Annotated in this window: 16 protein-coding genes; 12 read left to right on the top strand and 4 right to left on the bottom strand. The window is 31.3% G+C overall.

All coding sequences use genetic code 11. From position 1 onward, the window contains the following. The first annotated feature begins 34 nt into the window (after positions 1-34). Both AC5SLN_RS05295 and AC5SLN_RS05290 read left to right on the top strand, forming a co-directional pair. Positions 35-1,234 carry a pyridoxal phosphate-dependent aminotransferase gene (locus AC5SLN_RS05295; RefSeq protein WP_494593104.1) on the top strand — a complete coding sequence of 400 codons (1,200 nt, stop codon included), beginning with the start codon at positions 35-37 and terminating at the stop codon, positions 1,232-1,234. After that, a complete protein-coding gene (locus AC5SLN_RS05290; protein WP_494593102.1) occupies positions 1,234-1,683 on the top strand; it encodes a YtoQ family protein in 450 nt (149 codons plus the stop codon). The genes AC5SLN_RS05295 and AC5SLN_RS05290 overlap by 1 nt, the downstream gene beginning before the upstream one ends. A gap of 10 nt (positions 1,684-1,693) precedes the next feature. On the opposite strand, the gene trxB is transcribed toward AC5SLN_RS05290, so the two are convergent. Then, entirely contained in the window at positions 1,694-2,638 is a 945-nt protein-coding gene (gene trxB, locus AC5SLN_RS05285; protein WP_011281457.1) for a thioredoxin-disulfide reductase, read from the bottom strand. A 21-nt stretch (positions 2,639-2,659) separates the two neighbouring features. Here trxB and AC5SLN_RS05280 point away from each other — a divergent pair, with 21 nt between their 5' ends. From AC5SLN_RS05280 to AC5SLN_RS05240, 9 genes are all read left to right on the top strand, one after another. Next, the gene (locus AC5SLN_RS05280; protein WP_494593100.1) at positions 2,660-3,604 is read left to right on the top strand and encodes a mitochondrial fission ELM1 family protein; all 945 of its coding nucleotides are present in this window, start codon (positions 2,660-2,662) and stop codon (positions 3,602-3,604) included. Next, entirely contained in the window at positions 3,604-4,266 is a 663-nt protein-coding gene (locus tag AC5SLN_RS05275; RefSeq protein WP_494591592.1) for a hypothetical protein, read from the top strand. The genes AC5SLN_RS05280 and AC5SLN_RS05275 overlap by 1 nt, the downstream gene beginning before the upstream one ends. A 151-nt stretch (positions 4,267-4,417) precedes the next feature. Next, complete coding sequence (locus tag AC5SLN_RS05270) at positions 4,418-5,431, top strand: type IV pilus twitching motility protein PilT (protein ID WP_006997834.1); 1,014 nt, start codon at positions 4,418-4,420, stop codon at positions 5,429-5,431. Then, a complete protein-coding gene (locus AC5SLN_RS05265; RefSeq protein WP_018413520.1) occupies positions 5,406-6,131 on the top strand; it encodes a prepilin-type N-terminal cleavage/methylation domain-containing protein in 726 nt (241 codons plus the stop codon). Before AC5SLN_RS05270 ends, AC5SLN_RS05265 begins: the two co-directional genes overlap by 26 nt. A 4-nt stretch (positions 6,132-6,135) precedes the next feature. After that, on the top strand, positions 6,136-6,786 hold the full coding sequence (locus AC5SLN_RS05260) for a prepilin-type N-terminal cleavage/methylation domain-containing protein (RefSeq protein ID WP_006997836.1): 651 nt from the start codon (positions 6,136-6,138) through the stop codon (positions 6,784-6,786). After that, the gene (locus AC5SLN_RS05255; RefSeq protein ID WP_494593098.1) at positions 6,783-7,715 is read left to right on the top strand and encodes a PilW family protein; all 933 of its coding nucleotides are present in this window, start codon (positions 6,783-6,785) and stop codon (positions 7,713-7,715) included. Before AC5SLN_RS05260 ends, AC5SLN_RS05255 begins: the two co-directional genes overlap by 4 nt. Continuing rightward, positions 7,715-8,488, top strand: a complete 774-nt coding sequence (locus AC5SLN_RS05250) for a pilus assembly PilX family protein (RefSeq protein WP_494593097.1) — start codon at positions 7,715-7,717, stop codon at positions 8,486-8,488. Before AC5SLN_RS05255 ends, AC5SLN_RS05250 begins: the two co-directional genes overlap by 1 nt. A 69-nt stretch (positions 8,489-8,557) precedes the next feature. Next, positions 8,558-9,076, top strand: coding sequence for a pilus assembly protein (locus AC5SLN_RS05245; protein ID WP_494593096.1), 519 nt, complete (start codon positions 8,558-8,560; stop codon positions 9,074-9,076). A 3-nt stretch (positions 9,077-9,079) separates the two neighbouring features. Then, positions 9,080-13,753 (top strand): PilC/PilY family type IV pilus protein, encoded by a 4,674-nt coding sequence (locus AC5SLN_RS05240; protein ID WP_494593095.1) that lies wholly within the window; start codon positions 9,080-9,082, stop codon positions 13,751-13,753. Between the two features lie 31 nt (positions 13,754-13,784). On the opposite strand, the gene AC5SLN_RS05235 is transcribed toward AC5SLN_RS05240, so the two are convergent. From AC5SLN_RS05235 to AC5SLN_RS05225, 3 genes are all read right to left on the bottom strand, one after another. After that, the gene (locus AC5SLN_RS05235; protein ID WP_018413515.1) at positions 13,785-13,994 is read right to left on the bottom strand and encodes a hypothetical protein; all 210 of its coding nucleotides are present in this window, start codon (positions 13,992-13,994) and stop codon (positions 13,785-13,787) included. Next, positions 13,995-14,708 carry a hypothetical protein gene (locus tag AC5SLN_RS05230; RefSeq protein WP_018413514.1) on the bottom strand — a complete coding sequence of 238 codons (714 nt, stop codon included), beginning with the start codon at positions 14,706-14,708 and terminating at the stop codon, positions 13,995-13,997. A 66-nt stretch (positions 14,709-14,774) separates the two neighbouring features. Continuing rightward, on the bottom strand, positions 14,775-15,539 hold the full coding sequence (locus AC5SLN_RS05225; RefSeq protein WP_018413513.1) for an A24 family peptidase: 765 nt from the start codon (positions 15,537-15,539) through the stop codon (positions 14,775-14,777). 99 nt (positions 15,540-15,638) lie between these two features. On the opposite strand from AC5SLN_RS05225, the gene AC5SLN_RS05220 reads away from it, so the two are divergent. After that, positions 15,639-16,985 (top strand): GAF domain-containing SpoIIE family protein phosphatase, encoded by a 1,347-nt coding sequence (locus AC5SLN_RS05220; protein ID WP_018413512.1) that lies wholly within the window; start codon positions 15,639-15,641, stop codon positions 16,983-16,985. The last annotated feature ends 713 nt before the right edge of the window (positions 16,986-17,698 follow it).

Genomic DNA, 17,698 nt, shown 5'->3' with positions numbered 1-17,698 from the left:
ATCTATAAAACTATTAGAATAAAAATATATTTCAATGAGCATTATATCAGACAGTCTAAAAAAGATTAAACCATCGCCAACTATTGCTGTAACTCAAAAGGCAAGGGAGTTAAAGGCTGCTGGAAAAGATGTAATAGGACTTGGAGCAGGAGAGCCTGACTTTGATACACCAGATAATATCAAACAAGCGGCTATAAAAGCCATTAATGATGGTGATACTAAATATACAGCAGTTGATGGAACTGCTGCTTTAAAAGATGCCATTGTTAAAAAATTTAAAAGAGAAAACAATCTAGATTATACAACTGATCAAATTACAGTTGGTGCTGGCGGAAAACATGTAATTTATAATGCCATGATGGCAACTCTAAATGAAGGAGACGAAGTTATAGTTCCTGCGCCTTATTGGGTTTCGTATCCTGACATGGTTTTATTAGCCGGTGGAACTCCAATTATTTTAGAGTGTAATGAAAAACAAGGATTTAAAATTAATCCAGCTAAATTAGAAAAATCTATAACACCAAAAACAAAGTGGATCATATTAAATTCACCATCAAATCCAACGGGTGCTTGTTATACTGAAGGAGATATTAAAGAAATTGCAAATATTTTAGCCAAACATCCTCATGTGTATATTTTAAGTGACGATATTTATGAGCACGTAACATACGAAGGTTTTAAATTTTTTACTATTGCACAGATTGATAGCTTGAAAGAAAGAGTTCTTACAATGAATGGGGTTAGTAAAGCTTACTCAATGACTGGCTGGAGAATAGGGTATGCGGCTGGTCCTAAAGATATTATTAAAGCAATTGCTAAAATACAATCTCAATCAACAACTAATCCATCTTCAATTAGCCAAGCTGCAGCTGTAGAAGCATTAAATGGAACTCAAGATTTTATAAAAGAGAGAGCAATTTCATTTCAAGAAAGAAGAAATTTTGTTGTTAAAGCATTAAATGAAATTGATGGGATTGAATGTTTAAATCCAGATGGAGCATTTTATGTTTTTCCAAGTTGCAAAGGGTTAATGGGGAAAAAAGATACAAGTGGTAAAGAGCTTAAGACAGATACAGATTTTGTTCAGTCTTTATTAGAAAATAGTGGTGTTGCAGTTGTTCAAGGTTCTGCATTTGGTCTAGAGGGTTTTTTTAGAATATCTTATGCAACTTCAATGGACAATCTTAAAAAAGCTTTAGAAAAAATATCTACTTTTTGTAAAAGCTTAAACTAATGTTAAACGTATATTTAGCAGGTGAAATTCATAGTAATTGGCGAGAAGAAATTATTCAACTTTGTGAAAAAGAGAAATTAGATATTAAATTTACATCTCCTATCACCGATCATGAGGCATCTGATAATTGTGGTGTAGAAATTCTAGGAGCTGAAGAAAAAAATTTTTGGAAAGATAGAAAGGGTGCTAATATTAATTCTATTAGAACCAAAAAATCTATTCAAGATTGTGATGTAATTATTGTTAAGTTTGGTGAAAAATTTAAGCAATGGAATGCAGCCTTTGATGCGGGTTATGCTACAGCACTTAATAAATCCATGATTGTTATTCATAACGATGATCATCAACATGCTCTTAAAGAAGTGGATGGTTCTGCTGCTGCTGTTGCATCAGATCAAAAACAAGCTTTTCGTATATTAAAATATATTTTAGAAGGATCTTTAAAATAGATCCAACTATCTAGTGGGATAAAAATTTTTCAGCTTCAAGTGCAGCCATACAACCCATTCCTGCAGCTGTTACAGCTTGTCTAAACGTTTTGTCTTTAACATCACCCGCAGCATAAACTCCAGGGATATTCGTCTCTGTTGAATCTGGTTTGGTCAATAAATAACCTTCTTTATCCATTTCTAACTGTTCTTTAAATAAAGCTGTTGCTGGGTCGTGACCAATTGCAATAAATAAGCCATCTATTTTCATTTCTTCAATTTTATTAGTTTTTAAATTTTTAATCTTAATAGCTTTAACATTTTTAGGTTCGCTATCCCCAATAACCTCTTCAACAGCACTATCCCAAATTATTTCAATTTTTTTATTTTCCATTAATTTTTTCTGAAGTAATTTTTCTGCTCTTAAAGTATCTCTTCTATGAATTAATTTTACTTTTGATGCAAATTTTGTAAGAAACATTGCCTCTTCAACTGCAGCGTTTCCACCACCAACAACTGCTACAACTTTTTCTTTAAAGAAAAAACCATCACATGTTGCGCATGCTGAAACTCCAAAGCCTCTATAAGCTTGTTCTGATTCTAAGTTTAACCATCTTGCTTGAGCACCAGTTGAAATAATTATGCTGTCAGCTGTATATTTTTGTCCACTATCTCCAATAGCTTCAAAGGGTGTAGATTTTAAATTAACTGAAGAAATATGATCTTCAATTAGATCTGTTCCAACTGCTTTTGCTTGATCTCTCATTTGATCCATTAACCATGGACCCTGAATTACATCTGAAAACCCAGGATAATTTTCTACATCGGTTGTTGTCGTTAATTGCCCACCAGGCTGAACTCCATAAACTAGAATAGGATTTAGCATTGCTCGGGCAGCATATACAGCGGCTGTATAGCCAGCTGGACCTGACCCTATTATTAACACTTTTGTGTGTTTAATTGGATTTTCACTCATGCAGAAGTTATATAAGGATAAATGACAAAATTAAAAGGGATATTATTGACTGAGGGTATGCACGGCATGATCAGCCAAGTAGAAGGTTTAGCAAAGGCCCTAGATTTAGATTTTATACACGAGAAGATTGAACTTAATAATTTTTGGAAATTATTTCCCCCAAAGCTAACACCAGTTTCAAGTAATGTTTATAAAAAAGTAGAATCTTCTGATTTTGATGTAATCATTTCATGTGGAAGAAAAAGTGTAATTCCATCTATTCATTTAAAAAAGAATTCTAATAAAAGAGTTATTAATATTCATATTCAAAATCCAAAAGTTAATTTTAAAAATTTTGATTTCATTGTGGCACCAGAACATGATGGAATTGAAGGCCAAAATGTTATCAGTACAAAAGGTGCAATTCATTACCTTACTGAAAGTGAAATAAATGAAAATAAAGATTATTTAAATTCATTTATTAAAAAAGATGAAAGAAAAATTTGGACTTTAATAATGGGTGGTCCTACAAAGTATTATGAATATTCAAGAGAAAATATTAAAGCTATTTTTGAAAATTTAAACAACTTAAATAAACAGAACAACTTTCAATTAGTTGTGATCCCTTCAATGAGAACACCAAAAAATATAATTCAATATGCAAAAGATTATTTTGGTGAAAATCATATAGTTATTGAAACTATTGATAAGAAAGCTTATCTATCAGCTTTAGCAATTTCAGAAAAAATTGTAGTAACATGTGACTCTAGCTCCATGATATCAGAAGCTGCTTTAACTGGAAAACCAATCTACGTAGCTAATATTTCACCTAAAAAAAATGACAAAAGATTTCAAAGATTTAGAAATTTATTTAGAGAACTAAATATCATTAGAAATTTAGGTGAAGAAGTAGAAATATGGAGCTATGAAAAATTAGACGAAACTAATAGAGTGGCAAATATTATTAAACAAAAAATAAATTTATAATGTTATTTTTAAACTCTATTCAAAATCAATCTAAAAAACACGAAACTCCCTTTATACACTGGGAATATAATGATGCATTAACCGATGAAGCAATTCAAGAAATTATAACTGCAGATATACCCGATGTTAGCAAACATGATTTAAATTATGATGGTACCCGAGCAATAGATGGAGGTGCTGCTGAATTTAGGGAAGGAATAGCATCAGGTGGAGAAGCTATAAAATTTAGATGTTTTGTTACCAAAGAAAATGAAAAACAATTTCCAAATTTAGTTAAATTTATTAACGAACTTCAATCAAAAGAAACCCATGAAGCTATTTCAAAAATGATCAATAGAGATTTATCAAACTCATATGTTAGAGTTGAAGTTATTTGCGATAGGGAAGGGTTCTGGTTAAAGCCTCACTGCGATATCAAAGAAAAACTATTATCAGGCTTAATTTTTATAAACAATGCCAATGAATCAGAAGACCTTGGAACTGATTTTTATAATGAAAAATTAGAAAAGGTTAAAACAGTTCCTTACAAAAATAATTACGGATATATGTTTGCTAGTGGTCCGAATACTTGGCATGGTATGGAAAAAAAGAAAATAGTTAAAGAAAGACGATGTCTTCAGGTTAACTATGTTACTTTTGAAACAGATTGGAAAGTTCTGTAATTAAATTAAAACTCTTTCATTATTAACAATAACATCTATTAGTCCCCATTCTGATTGCTTCATTATCTCCAAATAAAAGAAAAAACTTATTTTGAACACAGATAACTAAGTAAACATTGTTTTTGTTAATATTTGTATGTAGAAATTCATCATGTTTGAAAAATTAGAAGAATTAGCAAAAAATAATAAAAAAATTTCAGATTTTCATATTAGAACTGGTTGGCCATTAGCGTTTAGGCAAACTGGAGAAATACACAAAATTCAAGAAATTGTTGTTAAAGAACAAGATCTTCAAGATCTAATATCTACTAATTGTAACGAAACTGAAATGAAAAAGTTTAGTGAAACTCATGAACTAGATTCGTCAGTTACATTAAGTGGATTAAGATTTAGAGCTAATTTTTATAAAACTATTCAAGGACCAGCTGCTGTATTAAGAAGAGTAGAGAGCGTTATTCCTGAAATGGATCAATTTGATTTACCACAAGTTCTTTATGATATTGTCGATATGCATAAAGGATTAGTTTTAGTAACTGGACCAACAGGGTCTGGTAAGTCCACAACACTTGCAGCAATTGTAAATGAGATTAATAAAACTAGAACTTCAAATATTATTACAGTTGAAGATCCGGTTGAATTTATTCATAAAGATTTAAAAAGTATTGTGTCTCATCGAGAAGTAGGAAAACAAACCAAAACATTTTCTAGTGCATTAAAAGCTGCACTCAGAGAAGACCCAGATGTAATTCTAGTTGGGGAGATGAGAGATTTAGAAACAGTTTCACTTGCATTAACTGCTGCTGAAACAGGACACCTAGTTTTTGGAACACTTCACACTAGTGGTGCTCCTAATACCATCAATAGAATTATTGACGTTTTTCCACCTGAGCAACAAGCTCAAATAAGAGCACAGATATCTTCTTCTTTAAAGATGGTGGTTACTCAAAGACTTCTTAAAACAAAAGATGGTCAAGGCCGTTGTGCAGCGTTTGAAGTGATGAAGTGTACGCCTCCAATTCAAAACTTAATTAGAGAAGCTAAAATTCATCAAATACCTAGCATCATGCAAACTTCTGTGAGAGATGGTATGATTACTATGACTAAATCATTAGAAGAATTAGTTAAGGCAGGTAAGATAGATGCGAGTGCAGGACGAGAAGATTAAAGGATTTAACGTCCTTGAATTAATTGTTGTCGTTGTACTTATTGGCGTCATCTCAGCCATAGGTTATCCCAATTTTTCTGAATGGCGAAAAGATAGAGAGACTAGAAGCGCAGTACTTAGTATAAAATCTTTAATCGAAGGAATAAATTCACAAGTTCAAAGAGGTCAATATGCATTTGTTCAAGTACATATATTAGAAGAAGTGAATGGCGCAGAAAGAAATTTAATTGTTACATCAAAAGGAATGAAACCAGAAAAACTAGCAAGTTTGTTAAATGATGGAACTAGTGACTGGTGGGCAAAAATTGGTGATCGATGTAATATAACAGACGATGCATATTGGGATGATGATCCAGATCAAGGTGCTGATAATGTTGAAGTAAGACAAATTACTTATGATAATATGGCAACTTCTTGGGAAGGGGATGACGGAGCTATTTGTTTTAGTAAAAATGAGAAATGGTACAGTGGCGCAGGTAAATTACAATCATCCTTGCCTGAAGAGGGGGATGTAGCAAGATCTGTAGATAATACTTTATTTATTTGCAGAAGAACAAATGATCGATCAAGTTGCGATGTTGATAGCGATGGAACACCTGCTTCAGAGCATGATCATTTATATGTTATTGAATGGTCAAGATTTGGCAATGTGATACTTGAAAAATGGGATACAAGAAATTCTGATTGGGTTAAACAATAACAAGATGAAAAAACAAAAACATAATATTTCTGGACTTTCTTTAATAGAAGCACTTGTCTCAGTTGTGATTATTGGAATTGGATTTGTTTCAATTTTACAAATGACAAATTTTTCCGTTCAATCAATAGATAATTCAGGAGATAGAACTAAGGCAAATTTTTTAACTGAGATGATAGTAGAAGACGTCATTGGAAGTAAAAATTCTTTCTATGGAGTAAATTCTGATAATGAAAATATAATCTATAGTACTGATGGGACCGCATCACTAGATGGAGACACATTAAATACATTTTCAAAGCATCTAAGTGACAATAGTTGGAGTGCAGATCTGAGCTGTGGTGGAAGTAGTTCTGATACCACTACACCAGTTGAGAATAAACAAAACATCTATGAAACTCAACAAGTGGATGCTCCTCGAAATAAACAAGCTAAGTGGAATACTATATTTGAAGAAAATAGATTTTTAAAATGTAAAAGCACAACTGAAGAAAAAAAATTGCAAGTATTTGAAATATGTAAGTGGGATGCTTGTGATTATAAATTAGATTCTATAACAGATGAGCCTTTGTACATTGGTAGAGTGGAGATGAAATTAAATGAAGGTAAAAAAAGAAAATTTATATATTTTCAGTCAGACTATAAACTTAAACAATGAATAAAAAAAATTTAAAATCTATTGCTGGTCTTACATTAATTGAGATTTTAATTAGTGTGGTGGTGTCATCGATAATGATGGCTGCAATTTATACAACTTATTCAATTGTAAATTCAACTTATACTCAAGTGTTAGAAAAAGCTAAAGTAAGCAGATCTTCTAGAGATTTAATCGAGTTATTAATTCGTGATACACGAATGGCAGGATTTAAATATTATTTAGGTGATAATGATTTGGGTTTTCCAGAAGAAAGTTATTTAGAATTTGTTGGTGGTGCTACTACGGTAAAAGATAGCCATGATCCAATTGTGATAATTCCAAATGAACTTGGACATTCACTTAGTGATGCTATTGCTACTCCAACTCCAAAACATAACTTAGATGATACTTGCTGTGATAAAATTCATATTGTTTATGATGATTTTAATCAAAATGATGCTACTCAACCTTACAAAAGATATAAGCTAACTTATTTTGCAAATCCATTATCAGATGGTTCTAATGCTGATGGCCCTATAAATCCAAGATACGGCATATACAAATCCAAAATTAGTTGGCAACAAAATATTGGTCAAGAAACTGGAAGTTGGGTATCAGATTGTTCCGAGTGTTATCACAATGAATTAGTAAGAGATTATGTTGAAGATATGGAATTTATTGCATTAGATCAAAATGGAAAAGTTTTAAGTCCTTACCCAAATACAAATTCTGAAGCTTCGAGGGGAAATTTATATAAAATTAGAGCAGTAGATATTAGGATCGCATTTATTTCTGAAAAGCCTTTCTTTAGATTTGAAAGTAGGACAGGAAATGAAAGACAATTAAGTGGATTTTCTAGAGCGATAAGATCTTTTTCAGATAGAAACTTAAGGGATAATGTAGTGGTGACCGTATACACAAGAAATATTGTTGGACAGGATATATTTTAATGAAAAAAAATAATCAAAATGGATTTACACTAATTTTATCACTTGTGATGTTATTAGTAATGTCGTTGATGGGAGGAGCTTTAATTGTAATTTCTTCAGGGGATCATCAAAGCAATAATACTAGTGATCAATATCAACAGACTTTTTATGTTGCTGAACATGCCTTAATTGAAGCAGAGAAAAGAATAATTAACAGAATGATTGGACCTTGGACAGAAGTGACTACGATTACCACACCACCAGTTGGATCTACACCTACAGAGATTACTGCTCACAATAATTATATTGAGCAACTTACAGCCACAGCAATTGATGGCTTTGCAAGAAACACAGATGGAAGAGATACTCCTAGAAATACTCTTACTCCTGTAGAAACTCCTTGTTTTAAAAGTTTTAGAAATTTAATCAGAAATGATGCTGGGGGAAATTTATCTTTAGTTACAGATCATTTTACTAATCAAAATTTTGGAAGTTTAATTGAGCCAATTTTAAATACCCCAAGTGATGTAGGATTAGAGGCAGATGATGCGGAAAAAGAAAAAGAATATTTAAAAAGGTATAGATATGAGTTTTTTTCAATTAATGTTGGTTCCTCTACCTTTAAAGGAGCAGGGGCTAGTCTTAAAAAAACCTCTACTAACGCTCAAAGACAAGGAACAGCTTATAGAATATATGGTTGTGGATATTTAATGCCTAAGGGCGCAGAATTAGGTGAATTTGAGGATCCTGAAATATTAATTCCTTTAGAAACTTTAATTATTTTATCTAGTTAAACACAAAATGAGCACCATAATCATTACTTTAATTACAATCTTTTAAAATATTGGCTATTATTAATGATAATGAAAAATATCTTTATTGGATTGTTATCACTTTTTTTATATTTCAGTTCATTAACCATGAGTGGGGCGTGTGAATTTTTAAAAGAACAAATTGGTACCCCAGTTTCAAGCATCATTGAAAAATATGATAATTTAGATGAGCCCTCAGATGATGGCGTTAATATTTTTACATTTTATAAAATGTACGAAAGCAATGCCTTATGTGAAAATTCTCAATTAGAAAATACTTTTATAACAGTTTTTATTAGAGAAGGTAAAATTATTGGAATAGAAATTTCAGGTATGCCGGGTAAAGCTAAAGATGATAGAATTTTAAATTTTGCAAAAACAAATTTAGGTTATACCACTGATCAAGTTATTAATGATGAATGGATTGGAGCTATCAGCATGTCATCTATGACCAACATGGTGCTTTATGGACGAGTACAAGAATCTGATGAAGTTTTTGAACAGCTAATTATTACTAAAACAGATTATTTTGAGTCACTATCAGATCCAGATATAGTAGAAATGTTTTAATTTATGAAAAGATTATTTCAAATTTTTATTCTTTTAATCCTAGTTTTAAATTTTAATCAATTAACTTATGCAAAACCATTACCGCCAGGATCTGGTGAAGGTGATGTTCCTGCTAATATTTTAATTCTATTAGATAATTCAAAGAGTATGAAAAATAGAATAGGATTTGCAATACCTAAACAACATTCATTTACTATTGATGGAAATGGAAATAGAGTTTTAGCATCTGCTGACAGTAATAAAGGCGGACTAATACTTTTTGATAGCGGAGGTCAAAAACTTAATATCACAGGCACAAATCAATCGGATGGAAGTTATACAGTCGATAGATGGTGGGCTAGCAATACAACTGATCAACGTTGTGATTATCGTATTAGAGATGGCTCACAAACTAGGCAACACCCTATTAGCAGTACAATGCAATACACCGATGTAAGATATCATGCAGGTGTTAGTGTTGCAGGGACGAATATTTCTAATGAAAATTTAATATTTGTTGCTCAATATAATAAAAGTGGGGCAGCAGCTATAATTGCTCTTGACGATCAATATAGATGTAGACTTGCTATAACTCCTACTAGCTCTAATCAAATATTAGGCTTAGACACAGGTACAAATTCAGATGGAGATCTTATTTTGGCAGCTTTTGGTAAAGGAGGGATGAAAAAAGGTGCCTACCAATTAACTTGTAATATTACTGATGGTGATTGTGCACAAGTTCAGGGGAAAGGTAAAAAGTCATCCGATGCATATGGAAAATTATACAATGGATATAGGATTAGATTAAGTAGTGATACAACTAAAATTTATGTATCTGCTAATGGACACTTATGGGGTTATAATACTAAAATAAGTAATGGACAAAGAGTAATAGATAGTAGCAATACTTCAAATAGTCGTAGTTATAGATATTGTAAAGGTAACGGAAGTAGTATTGGTTATTTTGCTACTTGGGATTTTTCAAGCAGCTCTGATAATGTGTTTTATACGGGAGGTTATTTGAACTCTAGAAAAGTTCATAGAGTAGAATGGACTTCAAATACTAGTTGCAGAGTTACTGCATCAGCTGGTACGAGTAGTGCATTATCAAATACAGCAACTGCAGGTAATTTAGATGCTGATGATATTAGGGTTACAGATAATATAAGTGGCTTACAAGTTTCAAGTGGAAGACTGATTTTTAGTCATAATGGCTATGTTGATGAGCTAACTGAAAGTAGTTTTACTGCTGTAGGAAAAGATAGTGCATGGCAAATCCAATATGGAGGCCCACAAAAAACAAGGTTACAAGGTGCACAAGAAGCAATTACTGCAATTTTTACCGACACCACTTTGACAAGCGGTGCAAATTTTGGTTTTGGTTATTGGAATGGATATAGTGGTGGTGGTCAATATTATGGTGGATGGCAAGGTAATCATCCAGCTGGTAGAAGCAGAATTTGTGATAAAGATGCTTGTTTACAGGTTGGAATTGGCCCTGAAGGTGCAGCAAATGCCATCCAATATCTTGGGAACTTAAATGTTGATGGAAGAACAGACGCTAATGCTTGGTCCCAATTGGCTCACGATTATTTTTATGATGATAATGTTTCTCCACATGATCCAGATTCTGATTGTCAATTAAATTATGTAATTATAATTGGGGATGGAATGTTTACAGGTGGTTCGGGAGTACTTGGACAAAGAGGAGAAGCTGCCAATAGAATCACAAGATTAAGAAATGATTTAGGTATTAAAAGTTTGATGGTTGCTTATGGAGATGGAATTTATTCACAGGGTATGGCATATTTTGATGCATTAGCTTTGAAGGGCTCTTGCGACACTGCTGGTAGTGAAGATTGTGAACCAACTATTGTTGCTAAAACTCCTCAAGCACTTAAGACAGAACTTCAACAGAAGATTAGACAAATTTTAGCTGAGCGTTTAGCATTTACTGCGCCTTCAATTACAGCAACTATTCAGCAAGGAGGTTCATTATATCAAGCACAATTCGCTTATGAGCAATTTGGTGAATGGAAAGGGACTATTTTAAGAAAAACATTAAATGCTGACGGAACAGTTGAGCATGATTCAAATGCGCCAGGAAATTGGGATGCGGCAGTTCAAGTAAGATCTCAATCTTCAGGAGGACCACTTGATCCAAGTACAAATGATAGCAGAAATATTTGGACACCACTTTCAGATCCATCTTATGATTATATCGGTAATTGGGACAATGTTAGTGATACTACCGCATCTTTATTAGAAGGGGAGATGACAAGATTAGGATTTGAACTTTCGAATTACCATTCTTCGTCCTCTAATTGTGGAGGAGATGATACTACAGATGATGAACGTGATGGACTTCTGCGTTTTTTAGCTGGTCAAGATTTTTTTGATTATGATGGAGATTGTAACATTACAGAGTTAAGAGAACATGTGTTAGGAGATATATACCATTCTCAATTAATTGAAATTGGAGCACCAGATGGAAATACTCAATTTACAGATAATAATCAGGAAGCATACTTTAGAACCATTAATAATTACCAAGCCTTTAAATCTGAACAAAAAAATAGAAGAGATGTTTTGTATGCGGGCTCTAACAGTGGATTGCTTCATGCATTTAGTGCAGAAACCGGTAATGAAGAATGGGCTTTCCTTCCGCCATTCTTAGTTGGAAAATTATCCACATTAATAAATGCGAATCTTGATGGCAAAGTTGATGGGTTTCAAGGAGGTAGTAATGCGATATTCGGAGTAGATGGTTCGCCAATTGTTCACGACGTGTTTATGAAGGGCCTAACCCCTGAAGGCGATGTTGAAGCATCACCAAGTTGGCATACAATATTGTTTCAACCCTTTGGTCGTGGTGGATCAGGTTTCTCAGTATTAGATGTAACCACTCCACTAGTAAGAGATGGTGCAGGACCATTACACATGTTCACTGTATACAATGATTATATAAATAATGTTGTATATATTATGGATTATGAAGGAGAGGTTAGATCAGAAGAATATTACTCAAGTTCAGCCTCCTTAAGCCTTTCAGAAGAAGCAGAAAAGGCACAAAGTAATTTAAATTCTGCTGTTGATACTGATGGTGGACTTGACTCTGGAGTAACTACTCAACAAGATGCAATAGCTGCTTGTCAGTCAAATGCTGATGCAACTAATAATTTTAGGACTGATGGAACTGCATCTTGTTATATAGGAAAAACATTTACTTTTAATGATATTTTCTTTGATACGCCAAATAATCAATCAATAGATCCAAATAGATTAAATGTTACAGAATTGGTTGACGGTGAATTTGCACCTGTCGCGTTTACTGATGCAAAAATGGTTAATGGTCAATTTGTAATTACTTTCCCAGAAGATAAAATTCAAAATGCAGGAGGTATCAGTGATAATGAAACAAGATTAACAAATAATATTTTTATTCAAACTTCTTGTACATCATCTTCTGGAATTGATCCTTTCTTTGACTATAGTAAATTAGGTGAGACTTGGTCAACACCAAGAATTGTAAGATTACCATCTGACATTGAAGGAGAGAGAGAAGACCCAGCAAATGATAAATATGTTGCAATTATGGGTGCAGGAATGGCTAATAATAATTTATGTGCGGGCTCTGCTTTGTTTATGGTTGAATTAGACAACATGGATGAGCCAGGAAAACTTTACGGTGGAGATCAAAACGGTGGACCAATCACAATTGTTGATACTTCACCAGAAGGTGTAGTTATTGGAAATGATGTGATTGCAACACCTAACGGTAGTGATATTAATAATGCGGTTCCAACTTCTCCACTTGTGATCACTCCTGATACTGCATTTGGAATTCCTTGGCGTGGAGCAATGGTTTATATTAATGATAGAGAAGGAAAAATTACTAAAATAAATTTAACAGACTCTACAAAAAATGATGCTAAATTATTTGATCAAACAACATTATTTAGATTAAAAGCAAGTACTTCAAATAAACGATACACTTTTTTCTCAATGGATGCAGGCATAGGAGTTACTACAAAAGATTTTTGGTTGTTTGGTGGTACTGGAGACTTTAATAAACTTGGAGATATAGATAGTGATATGGATAACATTTTATATGGAATTAGAGATTCTGATTATCCTTATTTTAAACATTTAAATGGAGTGACTATTCCTTCATTTAATGATCAAGCTTTCACATCCACAGCTCATCAAGGAGCGGATAACGCTAAATCGATTGATGATGCAACTGTTTGTTCAGATGTTACAGGAGATACCGATGGTGCTCTTTGTCCAGACTCTGCAGAAAGTGCCTGGGTAATCCATTTAGATACACAAGGTAATAATAATTCACACAGAAAAGCATCTGCCCCACCAACTTTATTTAAAGGACAAGTGTATTTTCCAGTTTATGAACCACCTCCAGGTTCAAATCGATGTAATATTGGAAATGCATATATTTGTGTAGCAGATGATGAATGTGGAACTAATAATTCACATAAACTTGTTAAAGGTGCGGAAGCAAACGGAAGCAACTGTACATTCATTAGAAAAGGGGTTTTATCTGAATTAGTAATATTTGGTGATAAACTATACGCAAACGTTGCAGGGCCTAGTGAAGACAGTGATACTTTATATTCTGTTATAGCTGTTCCTGGTGAGGTTTTATCAAATACAGGTGGTTGGAGAGATACGGGATATTAATTCAAGTTATAACACACTCTCACAAGTGGCTTTAAGAAGCTGAAAACAACCTAAAATAGGAATATAGAACCCAAACAAACATATCAAGCATAGTTATAAATATAATTGCTAAACCAACAATTGAGTCCTGTTTTATTTTTCTTCTCCATTTGATTGGAAAAAAATTTAAAGAATACGCATAAATTAAAATGAATATATTTAATGATGCAATAATAATGTTGATAAATAAAAAAGTATTCATTTAGTTAATCAAACCTTTCAGTTTGTTCTTTAATTTGTCTTTTACTTTATCCTCTATTTGCTTGATATCTAAATTTTTAACAGTGTCTAATAAATTATTACTCATTATTTTTTCTCGCACATCAACCACCATGTCTTTAAATACTTTTTTTAAAATATCTTTGTAGTTTTTACTATCCTTAGTATTACCAATATCTTTAAAATTCATATCATTAATTGAAAAGGTTTTTTCAAAATCAAAATCAGAAGATAATACGGCTAAATTAATATTTTTAGCATCTAGGTTTTTAATATTAAAGTATTTGCTTGATTGAGATTCGGTATTTTTAAATTCAAGATCTTGTTGAAGATTTCTTAGATTGTCTGAAGTAATTCTGTCAGAAAATTTAAAATAATAATTTAAATTTATATTGTTTAATTGAACATCGTTAATCAATATATCATTAGAAAAAATTGAGAATGTATCTAAATTTACTTTTACAAAATCTACTTCTGCTAAATTACCATCAAACTTTTTGTTAAGTATCTTAATGTTATTTGCACGAGCTTCACCACTTAAATAATCAATACTTAATTTTTTAATTGATACTTCTCTATTTAATGAACTTGAAATATTATCTTCTAATATATTTTTAATTAATCTGTCTCCTATAAATTCAACCAATATATAAAAAGATAAAGTGAATATGGTTATTATGGAAAGAAATTTTTTCATACACACTGATCTATATTAATTTAAAAAATAATTCTAATGGTTAATCGACCACTCTGGGTTATATTTTTAATTCAAAAATAATCTTATCTGTTCATTAAAAATAAGAAAAACTAAGTTTCCTATAATTAAATAAGGACCAAAAGGTATTTGAGACGAAAGATCTTTTTTATTTTTAATTATATCTGGAACAACACTTAAAAGTGCAATGACAGATGAAAAAAATATTACAAAAGGAATTGAAGCCCATCCAAACCAAAAACCAATTACAGAAAGTAATTTAGCATCACCCAAACCCATTCCTTCTTTGTTTCTTAATTTTTTATAAGTAAAAATTATTAACCAAATGATTATGTAACCAAACAAACCACCTATTAAAGAGTTAACTAAATTTGGAAACAGAGTGGTATTTAAATTTGGATCAAATGATTTTAATAAACCAATTATCATAAGAGGGTACGTTAACTCATTTGGAATTATGAAATGTTTTAAATCAATAAAAAAAATAATCACAAAACAGATGCTTAAAATAAAAAAAAGAAGAGTAGTTAATGAAACTCCAAAGAAATGAAAAATTACTATAAAATTTATTGATGATATTAATTCTACTAAAAAATATTTAATATTAATTTTAGCCGAACAACCTCTACATTTTGCTCTTAAAAACAAATATGAAAATAATGGAATGTTATCGTACCATTTAATTAGGGTTTTACAGGATGGACAGTGGGATCTTCCTGTTACAACGCTTATATCGTCAGGAATTCTATGGATACAAACGTTACTAAAGCTGCCCCATATACTTCCAAAGATAAATGCTATAAGATATAACACAACTTATAATTTAATTTTGGAGGACAGTTCTATGAAACCATCAATGCAATATTGTACAAGCATCATTGCGTCTGTAAGGTGTAAGTAGAAGTTAGGACTATGAATAATGAGTTCCATCAGTCTCAAAACTATCAAAAATTTAATGAATATCAATTTATAAATAACATGTTCTTTGGTGCTAAAAAAACAGAAACAATAAAAGTCGACAATACAAGCGTTAAAGACTTAGAATTGGTTACAAAAATGGGCCAGGAGTTTGCTAAAACTCTTGATTTAAAAGAAACACTACAAACTTCATTAGAGCTAATTATTAAAAGAATTAATGCTCAAGCTGCTAACATTTTTTTAATAGATAATGATAAGCAAAACTTTCAATGTATTGCATCAAAACACCAAGCATATCTAGAAGATTTTGAAATTCCAATTACTCAAGGTGTCATGGGAAAAGCAGCACTCATGAAACAATGTATAAGAGTTGGAGATGTTAGAAAGGATGTAAGAGAAATTGCAGAATTTTATTTTGATTTAGATAATAAAACAAATTTTACAACTTATTCTGTTTTATGTTCACCATTAATTGTTTCAGATGAATGTATTGGTGTTATTCATTGTTTAAATAAAAAAACAGACAACAAACTTTTTGAAGAAAGCGATAGAAAACTTTTAGAAACTTTATCTGGTCCTGCTGCATTAGCAATTAGAAATGCTAAGATGGCAAAAGATTTGATTGTTAAAAATAGAATAGAAAAAGAAATAGAAATTGTTGGAGAGATTCAAAAAACATTACTATCTCAAAACATTAAAGAAAATTTTCCTATTGCTGGAATAAATATTCCTGCCAAAGTTGTTTCTGGAGACTTTTATAATTTTTCAGAATTATCTAATGGAGTTTACGGATTTGGAGTTGCAGATGTTTCAGGTAAAGGAATTAAATCTTCATTACTAATGTCTAAAGCATCTAGTCTTTATAGATGTTTAAGTAAAACAAATTTTTCTGCAGCAGGTCTTTTAGATATTTTAAATACAGAAATTTGTGAAACTACTTCAAGAGGAATGTTTGTAACAATGCTGGTTGGAATTTACGATAGTAACAAAAAAGAATTAACTTTATCAAACGCTGGTCATGAACCTCCGTTAATTTATTCTAAAGATGGAAACTTTTCTAATTTTGAAGAAGCAGGACCTCCTTTAGGCATTGCTCCTAAGTTTAAATTTAAAGAAACTAAAATTAATTTTTCAAACAGCTCAATGTATATTTTTACTGATGGTATTACGGAAATAAGAGATGCTAAAGGAAATATGTTAGAGGCAGAAGGATTTAAAGATTATATAAAAAAGTATCAACAAATTCCAAACCATGAAAGATTAAACAAGATTATCGAGGATATAATTAAATCTGGTCGAATACAAAAGGATGATTTAACAATTGTAACGGTTGATGGTTAATAATTATGGATAGATGTTTTTATTTACACTCTTTAAGATAGAGTAAAAATGTTTATGGGATAGTTTCCAGTTAATTAGAGTAATTACCCCCAGTTTCATGTAATAATTCTAATTTTGGGTCAAATATCTGATAATTAGAAATAAATCCTGCAATCCTAGTCAAATCTCTAATTTAGAGTGAAATCTCTCATAATTTGCTATAAATCCTATACTGGTAGTCAAATCTCTAATTTAGAGTGAAATCTCTCATAATTTGCCACAAATCAGATTTAATTAGTTAATTTGAGTTTAGTCCCCAGATTTAGGCTTTAACCATAATATAAATTGTATCAAAATCTAATATTGCCATCCGCAATAATCAACAATTGATGGATCAATGTTAAAATTTATATATATTATCCCAAAGGGATGAGTGATGTAAGGCTGTTTGAGCTTTTGTTAATATTCATATTTATCTCTAACACACAGCATAAAAAATATAAATTATCTCTAACACATAGGATAAAAATTAAAATTATCTCTAACACAAATCAATAAATTTATTGAAAATATAAAAAATGTTGATTTTATTGACTTTTTTAAAAATATGATAATATTAATAATTATAACACAAAATAAATATAGCTCTAACACATTTTATGTTTTATATTCATAATATTAAAAACGTTGATTTTGCTTACTTTTTTAAAAAAGAATATTATGTTAATTTTCTA

Source organism: Candidatus Pelagibacter sp. PS_31, from assembly GCF_059417865.1.
This window is presented reverse-complemented; position numbering and strand designations above follow the sequence as displayed.

Excerpts from the sequence above, each read along its gene's own strand:
- AC5SLN_RS05295 (WP_494593104.1), top strand. The coding sequence starts at position 35 with ATGAGCATTATATCAGACAGTCTAAAAAAGATTAAACCATCGCCAACT.
- AC5SLN_RS05290 (WP_494593102.1), top strand. The coding sequence starts at position 1,234 with ATGTTAAACGTATATTTAGCAGGTGAAATTCATAGTAATTGGCGAGAA.
- trxB (WP_011281457.1), bottom strand. The coding sequence starts at position 2,638 with ATGAGTGAAAATCCAATTAAACACACAAAAGTGTTAATAATAGGGTCA.
- AC5SLN_RS05280 (WP_494593100.1), top strand. The coding sequence starts at position 2,660 with ATGACAAAATTAAAAGGGATATTATTGACTGAGGGTATGCACGGCATG.
- AC5SLN_RS05275 (WP_494591592.1), top strand. The coding sequence starts at position 3,604 with ATGTTATTTTTAAACTCTATTCAAAATCAATCTAAAAAACACGAAACT.
- AC5SLN_RS05270 (WP_006997834.1), top strand. The coding sequence starts at position 4,418 with ATGTTTGAAAAATTAGAAGAATTAGCAAAAAATAATAAAAAAATTTCA.
- AC5SLN_RS05265 (WP_018413520.1), top strand. The coding sequence starts at position 5,406 with ATGCGAGTGCAGGACGAGAAGATTAAAGGATTTAACGTCCTTGAATTA.
- AC5SLN_RS05260 (WP_006997836.1), top strand. The coding sequence starts at position 6,136 with ATGAAAAAACAAAAACATAATATTTCTGGACTTTCTTTAATAGAAGCA.
- AC5SLN_RS05255 (WP_494593098.1), top strand. The coding sequence starts at position 6,783 with ATGAATAAAAAAAATTTAAAATCTATTGCTGGTCTTACATTAATTGAG.
- AC5SLN_RS05250 (WP_494593097.1), top strand. The coding sequence starts at position 7,715 with ATGAAAAAAAATAATCAAAATGGATTTACACTAATTTTATCACTTGTG.
- AC5SLN_RS05245 (WP_494593096.1), top strand. The coding sequence starts at position 8,558 with ATGAAAAATATCTTTATTGGATTGTTATCACTTTTTTTATATTTCAGT.
- AC5SLN_RS05240 (WP_494593095.1), top strand. The coding sequence starts at position 9,080 with ATGAAAAGATTATTTCAAATTTTTATTCTTTTAATCCTAGTTTTAAAT.
- AC5SLN_RS05235 (WP_018413515.1), bottom strand. The coding sequence starts at position 13,994 with ATGAATACTTTTTTATTTATCAACATTATTATTGCATCATTAAATATA.
- AC5SLN_RS05230 (WP_018413514.1), bottom strand. The coding sequence starts at position 14,708 with ATGAAAAAATTTCTTTCCATAATAACCATATTCACTTTATCTTTTTAT.
- AC5SLN_RS05220 (WP_018413512.1), top strand. The coding sequence starts at position 15,639 with ATGAATAATGAGTTCCATCAGTCTCAAAACTATCAAAAATTTAATGAA.